Origin of the sequence: Kribbella sp. NPDC050281 (genome assembly GCF_040655855.1) — a bacterium.
Taxonomy (GTDB): domain Bacteria; phylum Actinomycetota; class Actinomycetes; order Propionibacteriales; family Kribbellaceae; genus Kribbella.
Genome location: NZ_JBFAKS010000045.1, coordinates 54,602 through 73,176, shown reverse-complemented (window position 1 = coordinate 73,176; position 18,575 = coordinate 54,602). Strand labels below are relative to the sequence as shown.

At 67.3% G+C, this 18,575-nt stretch carries 13 protein-coding genes; 4 read left to right on the top strand and 9 right to left on the bottom strand.

Translation table 11 applies throughout. From position 1 onward, the window contains the following. Nucleotides 1-2: 2 nt before the first annotated feature. Nucleotides 3-2,330: a glycoside hydrolase family 95 protein gene (locus tag AB0I34_RS36425; RefSeq protein WP_360454404.1), complete on the top strand. Its 2,328-nt coding sequence runs from the start codon at nucleotides 3-5 to the stop codon at nucleotides 2,328-2,330. A 230-nt stretch (nucleotides 2,331-2,560) separates the two neighbouring features. Here the strand turns inward: AB0I34_RS36425 and AB0I34_RS36420 are convergent, their stop codons facing one another. The 4 genes from AB0I34_RS36420 to AB0I34_RS36405 all read right to left on the bottom strand — a co-directional run bounded on the left by AB0I34_RS36420 (nucleotide 2,561) and on the right by AB0I34_RS36405 (nucleotide 7,680). Next, nucleotides 2,561-2,905: a hypothetical protein gene (locus tag AB0I34_RS36420; protein ID WP_360454401.1), complete on the bottom strand. Its 345-nt coding sequence runs from the start codon at nucleotides 2,903-2,905 to the stop codon at nucleotides 2,561-2,563. Nucleotides 2,906-3,156: 251 nt separating this feature from the next. Continuing rightward, the gene (locus AB0I34_RS36415) at nucleotides 3,157-5,196 is read right to left on the bottom strand and encodes a glycoside hydrolase family 3 protein (protein ID WP_360454398.1); all 2,040 of its coding nucleotides are present in this window, start codon (nucleotides 5,194-5,196) and stop codon (nucleotides 3,157-3,159) included. A gap of 243 nt (nucleotides 5,197-5,439) precedes the next feature. Beyond that, nucleotides 5,440-6,231: an alpha/beta hydrolase gene (locus AB0I34_RS36410; protein ID WP_360454395.1), complete on the bottom strand. Its 792-nt coding sequence runs from the start codon at nucleotides 6,229-6,231 to the stop codon at nucleotides 5,440-5,442. A gap of 174 nt (nucleotides 6,232-6,405) precedes the next feature. Further along, nucleotides 6,406-7,680: an NAD(P)/FAD-dependent oxidoreductase gene (locus tag AB0I34_RS36405; protein ID WP_360454392.1), complete on the bottom strand. Its 1,275-nt coding sequence runs from the start codon at nucleotides 7,678-7,680 to the stop codon at nucleotides 6,406-6,408. Between the two features lie 114 nt (nucleotides 7,681-7,794). Here AB0I34_RS36405 and AB0I34_RS36400 point away from each other — a divergent pair, with 114 nt between their 5' ends. From AB0I34_RS36400 to AB0I34_RS36390, 3 genes are read left to right on the top strand one after another with little or no spacing between them, the layout of a single operon-like run. After that, nucleotides 7,795-8,223, top strand: coding sequence for a hypothetical protein (locus AB0I34_RS36400; RefSeq protein WP_360454389.1), 429 nt, complete (start codon nucleotides 7,795-7,797; stop codon nucleotides 8,221-8,223). Between the two features lie 5 nt (nucleotides 8,224-8,228). Continuing rightward, nucleotides 8,229-8,933, top strand: a complete 705-nt coding sequence (locus AB0I34_RS36395) for an alpha/beta hydrolase (protein ID WP_360454386.1) — start codon at nucleotides 8,229-8,231, stop codon at nucleotides 8,931-8,933. A gap of 59 nt (nucleotides 8,934-8,992) precedes the next feature. Then, on the top strand, nucleotides 8,993-11,761 hold the full coding sequence (locus AB0I34_RS36390; protein WP_360454383.1) for an AAA family ATPase: 2,769 nt from the start codon (nucleotides 8,993-8,995) through the stop codon (nucleotides 11,759-11,761). Between the two features lie 303 nt (nucleotides 11,762-12,064). Here AB0I34_RS36390 and AB0I34_RS36385 read toward each other — a convergent pair whose 3' ends face one another. From AB0I34_RS36385 to AB0I34_RS36365, 5 genes are all read right to left on the bottom strand, one after another. Further along, a complete protein-coding gene (locus AB0I34_RS36385) occupies nucleotides 12,065-12,286 on the bottom strand; it encodes a hypothetical protein (protein WP_360454380.1) in 222 nt (73 codons plus the stop codon). A 183-nt stretch (nucleotides 12,287-12,469) separates the two neighbouring features. Further along, nucleotides 12,470-12,796, bottom strand: coding sequence for a zinc ribbon domain-containing protein (locus AB0I34_RS36380; RefSeq protein WP_360454446.1), 327 nt, complete (start codon nucleotides 12,794-12,796; stop codon nucleotides 12,470-12,472). 538 nt (nucleotides 12,797-13,334) lie between these two features. Beyond that, entirely contained in the window at nucleotides 13,335-13,706 is a 372-nt protein-coding gene (locus tag AB0I34_RS36375) for a DUF1360 domain-containing protein (protein ID WP_360454377.1), read from the bottom strand. A 311-nt stretch (nucleotides 13,707-14,017) separates the two neighbouring features. Further along, nucleotides 14,018-15,466, bottom strand: a complete 1,449-nt coding sequence (locus AB0I34_RS36370) for a toll/interleukin-1 receptor domain-containing protein (RefSeq protein ID WP_360454374.1) — start codon at nucleotides 15,464-15,466, stop codon at nucleotides 14,018-14,020. Between the two features lie 267 nt (nucleotides 15,467-15,733). After that, nucleotides 15,734-17,086, bottom strand: coding sequence for a kelch repeat-containing protein (locus tag AB0I34_RS36365; protein WP_360454443.1), 1,353 nt, complete (start codon nucleotides 17,084-17,086; stop codon nucleotides 15,734-15,736). Between the last annotated feature and the right edge of the window lie 1,489 nt (nucleotides 17,087-18,575).

Here is an 18,575-nt window from a genome sequence, read left to right as displayed (position 1 = left end):
CCATGCTGATCGCTTCACCCGCGACCGAACCGCAACCTGCCGCCACTCCGGCCGGACATCTCTGGTACGACCGGCCGGCCGAGCGCTGGTTCGAGGCACTGCCGATCGGCAACGGCCGCCTGGGCGGCATGGTGTACGGCGGGACGCGGGTGGAGCGGATCGATCTGTCCGAGTCGACGGCGTGGTCCGGGGCGCCGTCAGCCATCGATCTCAGCCCGACCGCCCGGCAGGAGCTGCCGGCAGTCCGCAAGCTCCTGCTCGCGGGGCAGTACGCCCAGGCGCAGCGGCTCGCGGGCGAGCATCTACTCGGCACACGGGCGTCGTTCGGTACGAACCTGCCGCTTCCCCACGTCCGCCTGATGTTCGCCGATCCCGCACCAGCCACGAGCTACCGGCGAGCTCTCGATCTCGACCAGGGCCTGACGTCCGTCAGCTACGACACGGCCGGCGTGCGCTTCAGGCGGGAGGTCATTGCATCCCATCCGCACGGCGTGATCGCCGTACGTATCACTGCCGACAGGGCGGCGGCGGTCAGCTTCACACTGGGGCTCGACGGCTCGGTCTTTCCTGGGCGCACAACCTGTACCGACACCGGGGTCGCCTTCAGCGGTCGGGCCGTCGAGACAATACACAGCGACGGTACTGCGGGCGCGGCGGTCGAGATCCGCGTCCACGTCGCGACCGGCGGCGGAACCGTCCGATCGGCCGACGACTCGTTCGAAGTCTCCGGCGCGGACTCCGCCGTACTGATCATTGCCGTCGGCACCGATTGGGGCGGCGCGGATCCGGTCCGCCAGGTCGGGGGGCTGACTGCGGCGGCCGTCGCGACCGGGTACGACGCCATCCGCGCCGCGCACGTCGACGATCACGCCGGCCTCATGCGGCGCGTCTCGCTCGACCTCGCCGCGGATACCGACGTCGCCAGCCTGCCGACCGACCAGCGACGCGACCGCCTGGCCTGCGGCGAGCGCGACGACAGTCTTCTCGCCTTGTACTTCCAGTACGGGCGCTACCTCACCGTCGCCGGATCCCGCGCCGACTCGCCGCTGCCACTTGCCCTGCAAGGACTCTGGAACGACGGTCTGGCCAGTAGCGCGTCGTGGAGCAACGACTTCCACCTCGACATGAACACCCAGCAGAACTACTGGGCCGCCGAGCCCACCAACCTGGCCGAGTGCCACACTCCCCTGTTCCGGCTCCTCCACCTACTCGCCGAGACCGGCCAGACCACCGCAACCCAGATGTACGACGCGCCCGGCTGGGTCGCACACACCGTGACGAACGCCTGGGGCTACTCGGCCCCGGGCACCGACCTGGGCTGGGGCCTCAACGTCACCGGCGGCGCCTGGCTCGCCACCCACCTCTGGGAACACTGCGAGTACGGCGGCGACGACGAGTTCCTGCGCAACGTCGCCTACCCCGTCCTGCGCGGCGCCGCGCTCTTCCTGCTCTCCTACCTCACCGAAGACCAGGGCCTCCTTGTGGCAGGTCCCTCCGAGTCGCCCGAGAACTGGTACGTCGGACCTGACGGATCCCGCTGCTCGGTTGCCATGGGCAACACCGTCGACCGCGTCTTCGCAGAGGCGATCCTCCGGGATTGTGCGGCCGCGGCTGAGGTGCTCGAGGTCGACGCGGACCTGCGTGAGCGGATCGCGGCAGCGCGCGCACGCCTGACACCGTTCCAGATCGGCCGGCACGGCCAGCTGCAGGAATGGCTCCACGACTTCGAGGAAGCCGATCCGGCCCACCGCCACACGTCTCACCTGTGTGCGCTCTATCCCGAGCGGCAGATCACACCGCGCACCACTCCCGAACTCGCCCGCGCCGCCGAGGTCACCATCGAACGACGCCAAAACGCGCGCGGCTGGGAACAGACCGAGTGGGTCGAGGCCAACTTCGCCCTCTTCCACGCCCGCCTGCTACACGGAGACAAGGCACTCACACACCTGACCAGCCTCGTCACCGACGCCAGCGAGGCGAACCTGATGAGCTACTCCGTCGGTGGTGTCGCCGGCGCCGCGCAGAACATCTACTCCTTCGACGGCAACGCCGGCGGCACCGCGGCCATCGCCGAGATGCTCGTCCAGTCGAACGCCGACGAGCTCGAGCTGCTCCCCGCTCTCCCCACGACCTGGCCCAACGGATCCATCCGAGGACTCCGCGCCCGAGGCGGCTTCACCGTCGACATCACCTGGACGAACGGCCGCCTCGACCACGCCACGATCCACCCGGCCAGATCCACCACGCACCGCATCCGGTACGACGGCCACATCACCGAACTGACCTTCTCGCAGCAGGAGCCGATCACTCTCCGCCCACCGACACGGTGACGACCGCGTCAGCTCGCCCCAATCAGGCCGTCTGACCTCACCACCGGAGGCTACGGCTTCGAGGTAAGCGGAGCTCCAGACGGGAGCTTCGGGGTCTTCAATGCGTTCGCAGCTGCCGACAAGTTCCACGTTGCGTAGGCCAGCGATCTCATCCACGCACCGATACGTGCCGCCGGGTGCCAGCGCGCGCCGATAGGCGAACACCGACCGGTGCGCCACCAGGTCCAGGATCAGGTCGTACGGCGGGTGGTCCGGGTGAAGTCGTCCAAGCGATAGTCGATGACATTGTCCGCACCGACCGACCGCATGAAGTCCAGCTTTGCGACGTTGTCGGCACCGGCGACGGAAGCACCGAGCCGCTTGGCGACCTGAATCGCGGAGGATACCGACCCTCCGCCGGCGCCGTTCATCAGCACCCGGCGACCCGCCGCGGCCCGATCCATGCCCTGCAGCGCGATCGCGGACTCTGGCGCGAGCGCGTACTCCGCGAAGCCACCCTTCAGCACGAGGTTGTCGCCGTACACCTCGTCTCCAGGCCGGAACCGGGTCACACCTTCCCCGACGTCGTCGACCACCCCGGCAATGTCCGATCCGAGCGTCCTGCGAGCAGGCGAACGCAGCCCGCCGATCCGCGCAGACACTACCAATCGCTCAGATTGACCGCGGTCGCGGCGAGGTCATGGCGGCGAAGATAGGAAGTCGCGACGGGTCCCACTGAGCAGGCACAAGTCGCGAACGGGCCGGCGACGACCGAGTCCAGATCGACTGACTGCGGCCGTCGCCGTCTCCGGATCGCTCTCGCAGGACTCGATCCCTGCGCGTCGAACTAGCGGCTGACGGTGGTTCGGAGCCCCCAGCCGAAGCGGTAGAGGGGGTCGTAGCCGCGGTCGCCGATGTTGATCGGCTCCTGGTCGGCGCTGCGCGGCCAGGTGTGGGACAACTTGCCGGTGAACGGGCGCTGGCCGAACAGTACGTCGGCCACGCCCTCTCCCTGTGAACCCGGAAGCCAGGACGCCACCAGTGCATCGATCGTGCTGAGCTGCGCCGGCGGGATCACCTGCGGACGGCCAGACACGACCAGCACCACGCACTTCGCGATCGCACCACACACCTTCTCGATGACAGCCTGGTCCACCGCCTGCAGGTCGAGGCTCTTTGCTTCGCGCGGTACTCCACCGTCCTCCGGGTCGAACGCCCACTCAGGACCACCGACGTCGCCGAAACCTTCCGCATAAGGCGTTTCGCCGACAACCACGACCGCCACATCACTGCCCGCGGTCGGGGCCGAGCCGTCCTTGCTGTACGTCACCTGCGCACCCGGAGCGACCTGCCGGATGCCGTCGAGGACCGTGTTGCCCGGCAGCCGGTGCTGGCCCGATGCGCCTTGCCAGCTGAGTGTCCAGCCGCCCGCCTGGTTGCCCATGTCGTCAGCGTTGCGGCCGGCGACGTACACCTTGGCGTCCTTCCTCAACGGCAACAGACCGCCGGAGTTCTTCAGCAGCACCTGCGATTTCGCGACGGCCTCTCGCGCGAGCTTCCGGTGCTCCGCGGACCCCACCTCGGCGAGGTGCGTGCGGTCGGTGTACGGCTTCTCGAAGAGGCCCAACTCGAACTTCTTCGCCAGGATCCGTCGTACGGCGTCGTCGACGCGCGCCTGCGACACCCGGCCGGCCCGGACCTCGTCGAGCAGGGTGGTCTCGAACTGCAACGCCGAGAACGGCTCCATGAACATGTCGGTGCCGGCGTTCACCCCGGTCCGGACCTGCGTCGGCCAGTCGCCAGGGATCTGGTGGATCCCCTCCCAGTCGGAGATGACGAAGCCGTCGAACCCGAGTTTGCCCTTGAGTTCGTCGGTGATGAGTTCTCGATTCGCGTGCATCTTGATCGGATTCCCGATGCCGTCCTCGGTCCAGTCGACGCTGGAGAACGACGGCATCACGGTGCCGGTGTCGTGTCGTCGTACGGCGGCCTGGTACGGCGCGAGGTCGATCCGCGCGAAGTCGCGCCGGTTCGTGATGGTCACGCCTTGGTCGATGGTGTAGTCGCCGGCCGCGGTGTCGAACTCGGTGTCGCCGTCACCGGCGTAGTGCTTGGCCGTCGCCAGTACTCGGTCGACGTCCGTCAACCGGGTGCCCTGGAAGCCTTCGATGGCCGACGCGTACCGATTGACCAGTTCCGGATCCTCGGCGAAGCTCTCGTAGGTCCTCCCCCAGCGCGTGTCCCGCGCGACGCACACGCAGGGTGCGAAGGCCCATTGCGGACCGGTCGCGCGGGTCTCCTCGGCGACGACATGCGCGATCCGCTCGACCAGTCGCGGATCGCGGGTCGAACCCAGGCCGATGTTGTGCGGGAAGACCGTTGCCCCCAGCAAGTTTCCGTGACCGTGTACCGAGTCGACGCCGTACACGAGCGGGATCTGCAATCGGGTCCGCAACGCGGCGGCCTGGAATCGGTCGACCATGTCGGCCCATGCCTGCGGGGTGTTCGGCGTCGGCACCGAGCCGCCACCGGACAGCACCGAACCCAGCCGCCAGGCGGTGACAAGTGACGGGTCGTCCGAGACGGCGCCGCGCTCGGCCTGCGTCATCTGGCCGACCTTCTCCTCCAGAGTCATCCGGCTCAGCAGATCCTGGACCCGGGACCGCACCGGCAGTTTCGGGTCCAGATAGGCCTGCCCGGTGTTGCTGATCAGCGGACGGACGAACGCATCGGTCGGGTACGACGTCAGGCCCGGGTCGGCCGCAAAGGCGGTCCTCCCGGCATCGGCGGACGGCGTAGCGACGAGTACAAGGACGAGTGCGCCTGCGATCGCTGCGTGAGTGGTCCGGCGCGCCCAGATGCTACGTGGTGATTCGCTCAAACGCATGATGAGCTCCTCGGGGCGAGTAGGCGGTGGAGCGCTTTCATCGCCACGCTCCGGCGACACGCACCCGAGGTCAAGACGTTGCGCCCGCCCTTGCGCCAGACGGCAACGCGAGAACGACTCATTCCCTTCCGACGACGCAAGCCACGGCGACCACCGCGAGGGCGGTGATGGACTCGCGAGTCAGTCTGCGCAGCGCGAACCCGGCGTCGTTCGGGAAACCGCTCCACGCTGGGCCTGCGGGTCCTAGGCTCCAACGCGCTGGAAGCCGCCGCCGATCCAGTTCACGAGCAGCCGTGCGTACTCATCGGACGCTTCTTCCCAGGCGAAGTGGCCGGCATCGAGGCGATGGGCCTCGTTGTGCGGCAGGTTGTCGGCCAGGAACTGGTTGTTCGACCAGGGCACGAGGTCGTCGCCCTTTCCGGCGAGGATCTGGACCGGCGTGGTGATGGTCGGCAGGAGATCACGCAGTACCGGGTTCTGCTCGGGGTAGTGCCGCACGAACCGGGCCGACTCGGCGAACCGCCCGAGGTCGTAAGCGCTGACGTAGTCCTCGTGGACCTCCGGCTCGCTGTCGGAACCTGCACCCGCCTGGACCGCGTAGCCGATGTTGGTCCTTGCGTCCAACGCGCGTACGACGTCCAGGTCGGGCGCCTCGATGACGTCCTTGAGGGCCCCGCCGGCATCGATCGGGTACCGGACGGCTCCGCCGCCGACGGTCAGGCTCGTGACACGGTCCGGGGCTGTGGCCGCGAGGAAGAGCGCTGCCGCGGCCCCGACGTCGGGACCGACCAGGTGGGGTGCGCCGAGCCCCCACTCGTCGATCAGCCGCGCCAGAAACCCTCCCATGGCGTCGGGAGCGATGAGCTCCGGGCGGTGCTGGTCGGAATGACCGAAGCCCGGCATGTCGATGGCGACAACCCTTCCCAGCGGGGTTACCTTGCCCCAGATCCGGCGAAAGGCCAAGAGACTTTCCGGCCATGGCGCGAGCATCAGCACGGTTGTGCCGGACTCTGCCCTGGTATCTGCGTAGCGCACGCGTACTCCGTCGCAGACCCGAAAGTAGGTCGGGATCGATACGGCGTCTGGAACACTCATCTGCTTGCCTTTCCTGAAATCACCACGCCTCGTACTGCGCGACTCTCCCGCCTCCGGCGATGCGGCCACATCACGTGAACGTGTGATGCTCCTTCATCGGCGGCTCGGGCAGGCTCAGTAGGTCGCTGAGTCGGTCTCGGCAAGAAAGCGGTGGACGTAGCTGACCGCCAGCGCACCTTCGCCCACCGCGGATGCGACGCGCTTGATTGAGCCCTTGCGGACGTCGCCGATGGCGAAGAAGCCGGGCACGTTCGTCTCGAGGTCGAACGGCCGCCGATCCAACCACCAGGTGCCCTCGAGCATCGCTGGCGAGAGATCATTTCCGGTCAGGAAGAGACCGTGCTCGTCGAGAATCAGATCGGAGTTCTCCGCCCACTCGGTGTTGGCCTCGCCGCCGATGCACACGAAGACCCTCGTGGCCGGGACTTCGACCGTGGTCCGGTCCCCTGTCTGTAGCTCGATCGCCAGGATCTCCCGGTCGCCCACCAGACGCCTGATCGTTGTTCCGGTCCTGACCTCCACGTTGGGCTGGGCCGCTATCCGATCGACCAGGTACGCCGACATGTTCCTGGACAGCTCCGTGCCTCGCACGAGCAGCGTGACCTTCTCGGCGTACTGCGACAGATTCATGGTGGTCTGGCCCGCGGAGTTCGCTCCACCGACGACCACGACCTGCTGGCCTGCGCACTGCGGCGCCTCGCCGATCCCCGAGCCGTAGTACAGCCCCGCGCCGAAGAACTTCTCCTCGTCATCCAGGCCGAGCCGACGCCAACGCACACCCGTCGCGCAGATGTTGGACCGCGACGCCATGACCGAGCCGTCGGAGAGGTTCACCCGAAGGAGTCCGTCAGTGAAGGCTCCCTCGAGTCCGGCCCGCATCTGGAGCAGCTCGGCGCCGAACCGTACCGCCTGCTGCCGGGCTCGCTCAGCCAACTCGGCACCCGAGATTCCGGTCGGGAACCCGAGGTAGTTCTCGATGAGGCTGCTCGAGCCCGCCTGCCCGCCGACGGCGTTCCTTTCGATCACCGCCACGCGAAGCCCCTCCGACGCGGCATAGACGGCAGCGGACAGCCCAGCGGGACCAGCACCGTAGATCGACAGGTCGTACACGTCGGTCGAAGGCCGAACGATCCAGCCGAGGTGCTTGGCAAGTGTCTCCGGATCCGGCGCCTCCAGTTGTTCCCCACCGGGCAGTTGGACGACCGGCAACTCGACTCCGTCGAGTGGAACGCCCAGCGCTCGGAGACAGTCGTGGTCGGTGGCCAGTTCGGTCCACGTGTACTGCGCGACGCTGCGGCTCAAGAAGTCACGCAGTACATAGGACGCAGGGTCCATCGGCCGGCCGAAGACGCGCACCAACGACGCCGGCCCGGAAGTCACGGTACTCATCACGATCAGTAGATGGTGCGCATCGGCCGATTCCCATCACCTGTTCAGGTGATGGATCGTCCCGGCCGCCGGGTGCTTGGCTCTGGCACATCAGCGACCTGAAGGAGCACTGCCATGCCGATGATCGACGTCTATGCGGTAGCCGGCACGTTCGGCGACAAGCATCAGCTCGCGGTCGACCTCGCGACGACGCTGATGAGGATCGAGGAGGTGCCGGACATCCCGATGTTCCGGCAGAACACCGCGGCCTTCGTGCATGAACTCGACACAGCCGACCTTGCGAACGTCGACGGTGAGAACACCTACGTCCGCGTCCAGGTGCTCACGAACCACGGTGCGCTCGACCGCCAGAAGCAGCTCGCGGTCGTCGCCGAGCTCACCAGCATCGTGGCCGAGGCGGCCGGCGATCCGACCCTGGCCGACCGCACCTGGGTCTTGCTCACCGAGGCACCGGACGGCGGCTGGGGCCTCGCGGGCCAGGCCAACACCAACGAAGAGCTGGTCGCCGCGGCCAGAGCCCAGATCGCCGAGATCGGAAGCTGACAGACATGGGCCCCACGGTCGTTCTCGTGCACGGCGCGTTCGCGGACGCGTCCGGCTTCGCCGGCGTGATCCGCGAACTCCAGACCGCGGGCATTACCGTGATCGCCCCACCCAACCCGCTCCGCAGTCTCGCATCCGACGCGGCCGGCCTCACCACGATGGTCGAGGCGATCGACGGCCCGGTCCTGCTCGCCGGCCATTCGTACGGCGGCGCAGTGATCACGCAGGCCTCGGCCGAGCTCGACAACGTGGTCGGCTTGGTCTACCTCGCCGGATTCGGGATCAACGTGGGCGAGAGCTGCGCGAGTGTCCACGAGGCGTTCCCACCGTCCCTGCTGGCCAAGACGTCAGCCCCAACGCCGTATGACGCTCCGGGTGGCCCGGGCGGTCCGGATCTGTACATCACCGAGGCCCAGTTCCGGGAGACGTTCTGCGCCGACGCCCCGGTCGACGTCGCGGCGGCGATGTTCGCCACCCAGCGACCGCTGACCCTGGCGGCCCTCACCGAGAGCGCGACCGCGGCCGGCTGGAACACCACACCGTCCTGGTCCCTGATCCCCGACCACGACAACGCGATCGCGCCGGCCGCCCAACGGTTCATGGCCGAGCGGATGCGGGCCACGACCGCGACGATCGCCGGTTCGCACACCGTGTTCATCGCCCGGCCCGTCGCGGTCGCCGGGTTCATCCGGCGTGCGCTGGCGGGATGACTGCTGTCCTGCGCTTGTCGGGTCTGCTTCGATGGGGCTGGAGATGAGCGGAGACGACGATGGTCGAGAGCCGGCCGCTGCGCGGACGCAGTGAGCAGCTGGGCCTGGCGCTCAGTGCGGTCCGCCGGGTCCGTGCGGTCGGCGCGTCCGGCGTCGTACTCGTCACCGGCGCGCCCGGGATCGGCAAGACGGCGGTTCTCACCGAGATCTGCCGCCAGGCTGCCGTCCAGCGCTTCCGCGTCGCCCGGACCAAGTGCGACGAGATCGAACAGGTCTCGCCCGGCGCGCCGGTGATCGCCGTACTGCGCTCGGGCCGGGATCCACTGATCTCGGCCGACGACTACGAGCACCTGGGGCAGATCGAGCCGCTGGTCCTGGCCGACCGGATCGCGACGTACCTGGAGAAGGCGGCCGCGGGCGGGCCGCTGGTGATCGCGATCGACGACCTGCACTGGGCCGACCGGGTCAGCCTGTTCCTGCTGCGCTCGCTCATCCCGCGGCTGATCGGCCTGCCGGTCCTGTGGGTGCTCACCAGCCGTGACCGGCGGCTCAAGTCCGAGCTGGAGAGCGTGGATCACGTCCGGTTCCAGCACCTGCTGCTCACGCCGCTGACCGCTCCGGACCTCGCCGCGATGGCGCACGACCGCTTGGGTGGCGTACCGAGCCGGCACACCCAGCAACTCCTGGCGCCATCCGACGGCAACCCGTTCCTCGCGGTACAGATCATCGACGGGATCGCGCGGACGGCGGGCCGGGAGGACGCGGTTCCGGCCGAGTTCACCGCCGCGATCCATCGCCGCCTGTCCGAGCTCGATCCGACGGTACGGCGGGCCGTCGAACTGCTCGCAGTCGCCGGGCGAACACTGCCGATCGACGACCTCGTCCTACTCCAGCCCGAGCTCACAGCGGAGCTCGTCGGCGACGCAATCCTCAGCGGCCTGGTCGTCGAGACGTCAGGAACACTGTCGTTCCGGCACGACCTCATTCGCGAGACGGTGTACGCCGCGATCGCCGGACGCACCGCCCGCGAGCTTCATCTCCGCATCGCAGATCATCTACTGCGAGTCGCCGGCCAAGAGTTGCTCGCGGCATCGCACGTCAAGGCCGCGACGATCCCAGGCGATCTCGGAAGCGCCGTCATTCTGACTGCCGCCGCGGAGCAGCTGACCTCGATCAGCCCCGACGATGCCAGCGAGCTCGCGATGCTCGCGTTCAGGACCCTGCGGCCCAGTCACGACCGGTGGTTCGAGATCGGCCAACGCTGCCTGGCGGTCCTGGCCCGCACACAGCACGTCGCGGAGACACTGACGGTCGCCGATCAACTGCTCGCCCGCGCCGACGAAACCGAGGTGATCGGGCAGGTCGAGACCGTGACCGCCCGTGCCCTGTGGCTGGGCGGCCAGGTCGCCGAGCTCACTGAGCGCTGCGATCGCGTCCTGCGGTTGCCTGGGCTCGCTCCGGCGATCGCAGCGCGGCTCGCCGCGGCCCGGGCGCTCGCGCAGACCCGGATGATCCCCGGAGCGCAGGCGGCCGACGGCGCCCGGACGGCCTTGGCAACAGCTCAGGCGGTGGGCGACCAGGAGGCGATCACACTCGCGCTGCAAGCCTCCGGTGAGGCGGCCAAGAACGAGGGCCGGCATCGGGCGAGTCTGGGGTACTTCCGCGACCTGCGGCCGCTGCTCGGAACGTCGTACCTGGCCGAAGAGATCATCGCGCTGCAGCTCCTCGACCGGTACGAGCACGCGCAGACCCTGCTGGACCAGTCCCGCCGGGACAGTGAGTCGTCCGTCGAGGGCGCGTTGCCCGCACTGGCATACGCGCAGGTGTGGCAGGACTTCAATCTGGGCCGGCTCGACGACGCCGACGCGGGCGCACTCGGCCTGATCGAGCTGGGCCGGCAGCTCGGCACCAGCGTGCACGCGCTCGAGGCGATGATGATCCACGCCGCGATCCTGCTGGCCCGCGGCGACTACGAGGCCGCGGGCCGCCAGGTCGAGGCGGCGGCGCGGCTCACCGACGCGGACGAGAACATCCGCGAGCCCGCCGTACCGCTGATGCGAGGCTGGCTGGCCGCGACCCGAGGCGATCTGGATCGGGCGACCGCGATCCTCCGCCCACTGCTCGACACCGCGGCCGAATCACGCACGTTCTGGCCGTGGTGGCCCGGTTGGACGGCGGTGTTCTACGAGATCGGGACCGCCGCCGGCGAGCCGAAGTTCGCCGGGCAGGCGGTCGACCTCGCCGAGCTCGGCGCCGAGCGCAACCCTGGGGTCATCAGCTTCGAAGGACTCGCTCTGAACCTTCGCGGCCGCGCCGAGGACGACCTCGCCCTCGTGGCCCGGTCGGTCGAGGTGCTCGCATCGAGCCCGCGACCAGCGCTCCTGGCGGTCGGCGCCGCAAGCTACGGACGAGCGCTGCTCGCCGCGGGCGATCGCGACACCGGGATGGTCGAGCTGGACCGGGCCTGGGACATCTACCACGCGATGGGCTCGCTGGACAGCCGCAATGGTGTCGAGGCTACGATGCGCCGCGCCGGTGCCCGCCGTACCAAGTGGGACCAGGCGACCGCACGCCCGGCCACCGGCTGGGAAGCCCTCACCGACGCCGAGCAACGCGTCGCGAAACTCATCGCCGCCGGCCACACAAACAAATCGGCCGCCTCGACCCTCGGCATCTCCATCAACACCGTCGGCACCCACCTCCGCGCCGTCTTCGCCAAACTCGGCATCCAGTCCCGCGTACAACTCGTCAACACCCTCCACGCCCACCTCGCAGACAGGCGCGAGCCGGACGGCCACGAGATCAGTCAGGGACCTGCACGATCGTGAAGACCTTGTGGAGGAGGTCGGTGAGCGACCGGTCGTCTCCGTCCGTCGCATTCGGCGACTTCGAAGCAGTTCGCGCGGTGTTGACGATGGCCCGGGCGCGAAGGACCACCCCGGAGGCGTACTCGATGTCTTCCTATTCCACCGGTAGTCCCCCAAGCAAGGAAGATGTCGCCTCCGGCGACAGCATTCCCGCCGCCGAGCGGGACCGCACGTCACCGGCAACATCGCGTGCTACCGGCAACCATCAATCACTCTCGGCCGTAAATCAGCGGGTTCGGGGTTCGAGGTGGCCACTCCCCCGCCTCAGACGTTGAGCTCCAGGCGTGTGGTTAAGGTGCGTGTCCCTCCTCGGACACGGTACTTAGCGACACGATCGGCCAACGGGTCGATCTCCACATCAACAATCTGTTCGATGTGATGATACGTCAGCGGCAAGTGCGCTGGGGCGTGCAACTCAGCGAGCTCCTCCGGCGGCGCTTCATCCTGCGCCTGAGCCATATCGCCGAGGTCGCTGATGATTGTCACAAAGTTCCGTACGACTGACAATTTCCTCACCCGGCACCGCCGTCAAAGCCGACTGCACAGCGCGCTTCTCGCCGACAGCCAGGTTGTCACACCGCTCGCAGCTCAACCGGATCCCATCCGGCATCAAGCGCCCGCCGCAGCCCCGCCATCGCCTCCTCGGCCAGCGCGATCCGAGCTTGCAACTCACGCACGCGCTAGTCGCGTCTCTACCGAGTCGTCGGCGGAGAGTAGTGCGGTGATCGTGTCCTCACGATGCAGTGGACCAAATACCTGTCCGATCCACCGGTTGATCGCTGGCGTGATCAGATCCTCGCGAACGTAGATCTGCGGCAGATGAGCCGAGGCCGTAACAGAGCCGGGCACGAGCGTGCGCGCGTTACACCGGTAGTACGTGACCACCCGCCGTCGCGTCGCGCCCTCCATCTTCCGCGCGCAGATGCCGCACCTGAGCCTGCTACGCAATATGTAGATGCGGTGTTCCTCCGCGGCGACTGTTCCATCGACGACCATCCACGACAGCCACACGCGCACGACGCTTTCGCTTCACCAGTTGAGTCGCCGTAAACGTGTCCACCGAAACAAGCGCCTGGTGCGCCGGCTCGCGCGACCGCACGACGTGCCCCGCAGCAACATCGTCCGGATCCAGCAACTCCTCGACCTTCTGCCAGCGCCCGTAGACCGCATACCCGTGTCGCGGATTTCCGAGGATCGCGGATCCTGGTCGATCGACTCGGACCTGACTCTCAGCACGGGTCAGGCGCGGGCTGTCCACGCACTTAAGGATCGTCGATGCGCCTGGCTGGCGCACCGCTCGGTGACCACTGGCCCGCCAACCTCGAACTTTACCTGCGCGGCAGAGGCCACGATGTCACCCGCAAACCACTCATTGGCTGCCGCGCGGCGCCGAGACGAGAGGCGAGATATCCGCTCGTGAGCGACCGCGCAACCCCAACCCGACGCCCACTCCCCCACAGACGGTCAGCGATCGCCTCGGCAAGCTCGGCAGCCTTCACGGACCGCTCAGCAGGCTCAGTTGTCTCCACTCTTGTCAGAGCCCCGCGCTACGACTGCTTCTCTGTGACCTGCTGCAGACTGGACTAAAGAAGTTGCGGGAAGTCGGCGCCCGCCACGGCAGTGAGGGTGGAGGCCACCAGGCGGGTGAGACGCGGAGCGAAGGTGCAGGCGACGCTGAACCCGTCGCGATGCACAGCGAGAGGCAGAAGGGGCAGGTCAGGAGTTCGCCGATGGCGTGCCGGAGTACGCCGTCTTCCCGGACCTCCTCCATGACCTCGGAGGGACCGCCTGTGTCCTGGTAGCGCGTGAAGGGCATGCGTAGCCGGCTGGTGACTGCATCCTTGGCCGCGAGTCTCGCGAGCTTGTGGGTGCCTGCCGTCACGATGACGTCGTCGTACGGCGACATCCGTCCAGCGCGCGTACGTGCAGCTGCCAGGCGCTTCGCGCGGAGTGGTTCGAGGGCCGCGGAGCCGCTGTCGACGATGACCTGGCGTGGCGGCCCGAGCTCTGCCGACGAGTGATCGACCGAATCGCTGCGCCGCCGCCCCGTTGTTGGCCAGGCGCAGATGCTCGCCCTGCTTCGCGATCAGCCCGAGTCACTGCACCTTTCGGAACGCCTGTCGCTGGTCGGACACAATTGGCTTCCGATCACGCGGGTCCAGAACCCGACGATCATGCAGCAGACCAAGGTCGCGAAGATCCGGGCTACCCCTCGTCTTACCTCGCCTTGACAAGCCAGGTCCAGTTGGATTCGAAGGTCGTCCAGTCCAGCGGGTTTGCGTTTTCGGTCGACATCTCGCCCAGCAGTAGCGGCTCCGCGTCGGAAACCCAGCGGGATAAGTAATAGTCATGGGTACCTTTCGCAGTGTAGCTAAACATAGCTAGGCCCTTATCCGGTCCGACCGCGTACTGGCAGACGACGGAGGTATTGACGGGCGGTGGGGCGTGCGGCGGGCAGGGTTGGCTGTCTGGCTGAATCTGCTGTTCGTTTCTGACGAACTCTTTGGCTTCCGTGACCGTGTCAAATAGCACGTAGAAGACCACGGTACCGTCTTTCATGTGGCAGGTCGCGCGCTTGTCGGTGGCCGTGCAGCTCGCGCGCAAGTCGTCCGGGACGTGGCTCATGATCGTCGCCTCGACCGACATCGCCGATCTGAGGTAGGAGATCAGAACCACCAGGCCTCCGACGGCCAGAGCCGCCGCGAGGATTTTCGCCCATCGGCGCGACAGGATGCGCGCCGTCCCCGAGGACGGGGGCTCGTCCCACTCAACGACCTCCGGGGAAGACGATGCAGCCGCGAGCGCTCGTTCCTCGGCCGCTTGCGGATCGGTACGCGCCTGCTGCTCCGCTTCTTCGGCGTCACGGCCGGCCCAGGCCCCGGTGTCGCGGCGAGCCTTCTCTTCCGCCTCGCGGCGAGCCTTCTCTTCCGCGTTGCGCCGGGCCCGGGCCTCGGCGTCCCGGCGGACCTTCTCCTCCGCCTCGCGGCCAGCCTTCACTTCCGCCTCGCGGCGGACCTTCTCTTCCGCCTCGCGGCGAGCCTTCTCTTCCGCCTCGCGGCGAGCCTTCTCTTCCGCGTTGCGCCGGGCCTCGGCGTCCCGGCGAGCCTTCTCCTCCGCCTCGCGGCCAGCCTTCTCCTCGGCGTCCCGGTCACCCGTAGAGTTCGGCGCCGATGGCCTAAGCCTGCCTTCGACCGTCTCATCTATTGCCCACAGCAACCTGTCGACGTCGTAGTCCCACCTTGAGTCTGTAACTTCGGCGGCGTTGAACTCCAGGAGGTCGATGATCGAGGGTACAAGGTCTCCCTCTGTCGGCATAAGTGCGCCCTCTACCCTGACAGGAATGATAGGTAATCCGAGACGCAATGCTGTTTCTACTTCAAGCCGCACGGGGTCTCTAGCCTGCTCCAGGCGGCGTTGGCCCGTCTCGTCCGCGTACGAGGCCCAAGCCTTTCCAATGAGAAGGATGAGCACGTCCGACTCCGATATCTTGCTTTCGACGTAGTCACGGAATCTGGCTCCCGGTGGAATTGCATCGAGGTCGCGGAACACGTTCTTGCGGCCGTATCTGTTGACCAACCTGTCATAGATTCCCCGTGCAGCCCATTGTGTGTCCCCGCGACGGTAACTCAAAAAGATGACCACCCGCTGCGCGGCGTCTTCGGACATCTCCGCGTTCCTCACATCTTCGCTTAGGGCGGGCTGTCGCCCGAGGCTGGACACCTCATGGGCCCACCGCGTCGGCTTCGAGGTCGGGCATCTCCGCGCGAAGCCGCTGAGTTAGCTCCGGGTGGGCCCTTCGAGTCGATATCGGGCGGGGTCTTCACCTCGACGGCAAGCTCTCGGTGTTCGTTGCCCATAACAGTCTCCAAAGGTCGCCCTGCCCGGTCCACCAAGCGTGGTCCGGAGCCGCGAGGAGGGAAAAGGCCGCCCCGCCTATGAGAAGTTCAGCGCATCTACGGTGGGGGTGGATGCGGTGTGTCCGGAGTGTGTGGAGCCGTCGATGGCGTAGAGGGTGTTGCCGATGGCGGTGACGGCGAGGCCGTGGCGGGCCAGGGTGAGGGACGGCAGGGTGATCCAGGTGGCGGTGGGGGCGATCAGGTCGTAGGCCTGGACGGTGGAGACGACGGTGGGGGTAGCGTTTTCGCCACCGGCGACGAGCAGCTGTCCATTGATGATCGCGGCACCGGCCCCGCTGAGGGGTTTGGGCAGGGCCGCCAGCTGGGTCCATCGGTCGGTAGCCGGCTCGTAGCGCTGCACCGCACTGGTGTTATTGCGGGAGTCGAACTTGCGGCCGCCCACGGCGTACAGGTAGGACCGGTCGGACGCGGCAGCAAGGTGGTCACCGGGCACTGGGATGCTGGCACCGTCGCGCCAGGCAGCGCCGTCGTAGACCTCGGTCTGACCCACCAACTGCTTGGAGCCAGTCCGCCCGCCCACGACGACGATCTTGTCGCCGACCACCGCCGCGGCAGCGGCGGCGCGTGGATGGTGCAGCGACGGGCCCGGCACCCAGTGACCGATGCTGTCGTCGAAGATCAGCACCTGAGGAGACGCGACCGATACGCCGCCGCGCGAGCGGAACCCGCCGATCAGCACCACCCGGTTCCGATACGTCACCAGCATCGCGTGGTCCACACCCTCCGGCAGCGACGGACCCGGCCGCCAGGCGTCCTTTGTCGGATCGTAGATCTGTGTCGCCGCGGTCCCCTTGGTCGACGTGGTCAACCCACCCGCTACCCAGATCTGCCCGTCCATCACCGCCGCACTCACCTGCTGAACCGCCGTCAAAGACGCATGCCGCGGCTGCCACGCCCCAGCCGGAGCAGGGGTCGACGGGCTGGGCGCAGGTGGCGTCGTCGACTCGTGTTGGGGACAGGTCGAGAGTGGCGGCATACCGTACTTCTGCGCGGCCGCGTCGGCGCTGCCGAACTGTCGCTGCGCCTGGGTCAACGCCTCCTGGTAAGCAGACTGGTCGCCGGCCGCCAGTGCCGTCTGAGCCGCGCGGAAATGTCGGGCGCTGCCGTCCATCTCGGTCACCAGGATATCGAACTGCGCGCGATCGACGTCCGGCGCGGGTTGGCTGCGGGCCTGGCTGACGAATCGCGCGAACCAGTTGGCGTATATGCCGGGATGCGTCTTCTGGTCGATCTGGTCCAACTGCCGGTCCACCTCGGCACAGAATCCGATGAGCTGCCGAATGAACGCTTGCTTAATCTCGCTCTGGTCGGGTGCGGACTGCTGGTCGCACCCTGCGCCAAGAACGGCGAGGACAAGCGCCGCGAACACGAGCAAAATCCGCCGCATAGGTCCCCCATCCGTCCAGGCGGAATTGAATGGCTTGCGCTCGAGGGAGCGGCGGGGGTCCGGGCGAGGCAAGCTACAGACAAGCCCTTTCATTCAACCCTCCTCGCGGTGCGGGGCTTTGTCAACGCGCCGTTCGAATCCACCAAGCCTGGGGTTGCAGTATCGATGTGATCGCAGGGGTCGACACGTGTCGCGGATGTAGAGAAATGCCTTGCCTGCAAGAGATTCTGGGTGTTTCTAAGGCGATGAAGCTCTTGCGAGCTTCTATTGACTCATGCGATCGCTTCAAGTCGGCACGACATAGCTGGAGAGTTCCTCAATGACCCAACCGCCGGTCCGCGCGAGGTCCAAGACCCGTTGTCGGTGCAGAGCTTCAAGAGCAGGAACTTCATCGATCCGATCGAGCAGGTCGAGGTCCCGACGCTCAAGCTCAATGACAACGTTGCTCCGTCCAGGCAGCGACGTCCATTCTCCGATGGCCAGGAGAGGAATGACGCGCGACTGGAAGATCGCTGCCCACTCGCCAGGAACCGTCGGTCCTGACAAGCGACAGCGAACCTGCCAATCTCCTTGTAGGCGGACACGACATCTCCCTTGCTGTGGACAACTGATCTCCCTTGCTGCGGACAGTGGGCCGTTCGTGTCGGTCCGAAGTAGAGCGTCCCTGCGGGTCGAGGCTCGAGGTCTCTGACCACGCAAGAGTCGGTTCACCGGAGGGACTGTGAAGAAGTCTGACAGGGAGATCATGGAGATTCTGGAAGCGTCCGACGCGACTGGTTGTGCGCACTCGGCGGCGGGCATCGCGAACGTGGATCCGAAGACGGTGCGCCGATATGTCGCCGCTCGTGACGAGGGTCCGCCGGTGACCAGTCCGGCCGCCGCGGATCATCCGCCCGGATCTGAGCAAGATCGAAGAATGGGTGGACCGCTCGCGGGGCAAGGTCCGCGCCGACGTGGTTCATGAACGCCTGCAGGCGGTGGGGTTCATCCGGGATGAGCGCGTCGCCCTGGCCGGCACTACGGCATCCAGGTCCAGACGTGTGCCGTTCGACTCTGAATCCAAGGGCGGGTCGGAGGCGACGGTGCGGATCGCGATGGCCGACCTAGTGCCGACCGAGGCGAACCTGGTGCCCGGATACGACTCGTTCACCAGACTGGTCGCGGCATGCGAGGAGTTCTGCACCACTGTGAACGAGCGGGTCCGTCGTGAGACGCGCAAGCCCCGTCCGAGGCGATGGTCGCCGAGCAGCAGCGGCTGCATCTCTTGCCGGTGGCACCGTTCACCACCGCGCTCGGCGACTGAACACCTACCAGACCATCCGGTTCGGGTCGGTGCGCTACTCGGTCCCACCAAGATTGGTCGGTACCGAAGTGTGGGTCCGCGCAGATGGCGAGGAGTTGGTGATCGTTGCCGACGGCTCCCAGGCCGAGTAGCTCGTGTTCTCACGCAGACCCGCCCTCGTCAACGATG

Bases quoted from the DNA above. Each gene is read 5' to 3' on its own strand.
- AB0I34_RS36390 (WP_360454383.1), top strand. From the start codon at position 8,993: ATGGTCGAGAGCCGGCCGCTGCGCGGACGCAGTGAGCAGCTGGGCCTG.
- AB0I34_RS36405 (WP_360454392.1), bottom strand. From the start codon at position 7,680: ATGAGTACCGTGACTTCCGGGCCGGCGTCGTTGGTGCGCGTCTTCGGC.
- AB0I34_RS36370 (WP_360454374.1), bottom strand. From the start codon at position 15,466: ATGTCCGAAGACGCCGCGCAGCGGGTGGTCATCTTTTTGAGTTACCGT.
- AB0I34_RS36395 (WP_360454386.1), top strand. From the start codon at position 8,229: ATGGGCCCCACGGTCGTTCTCGTGCACGGCGCGTTCGCGGACGCGTCC.
- AB0I34_RS36400 (WP_360454389.1), top strand. From the start codon at position 7,795: ATGCCGATGATCGACGTCTATGCGGTAGCCGGCACGTTCGGCGACAAG.
- AB0I34_RS36380 (WP_360454446.1), bottom strand. From the start codon at position 12,796: ATGGTCGTCGATGGAACAGTCGCCGCGGAGGAACACCGCATCTACATA.
- AB0I34_RS36425 (WP_360454404.1), top strand. From the start codon at position 3: ATGCTGATCGCTTCACCCGCGACCGAACCGCAACCTGCCGCCACTCCG.
- AB0I34_RS36415 (WP_360454398.1), bottom strand. From the start codon at position 5,196: ATGCGTTTGAGCGAATCACCACGTAGCATCTGGGCGCGCCGGACCACT.
- AB0I34_RS36375 (WP_360454377.1), bottom strand. From the start codon at position 13,706: ATGTCGCCGTACGACGACGTCATCGTGACGGCAGGCACCCACAAGCTC.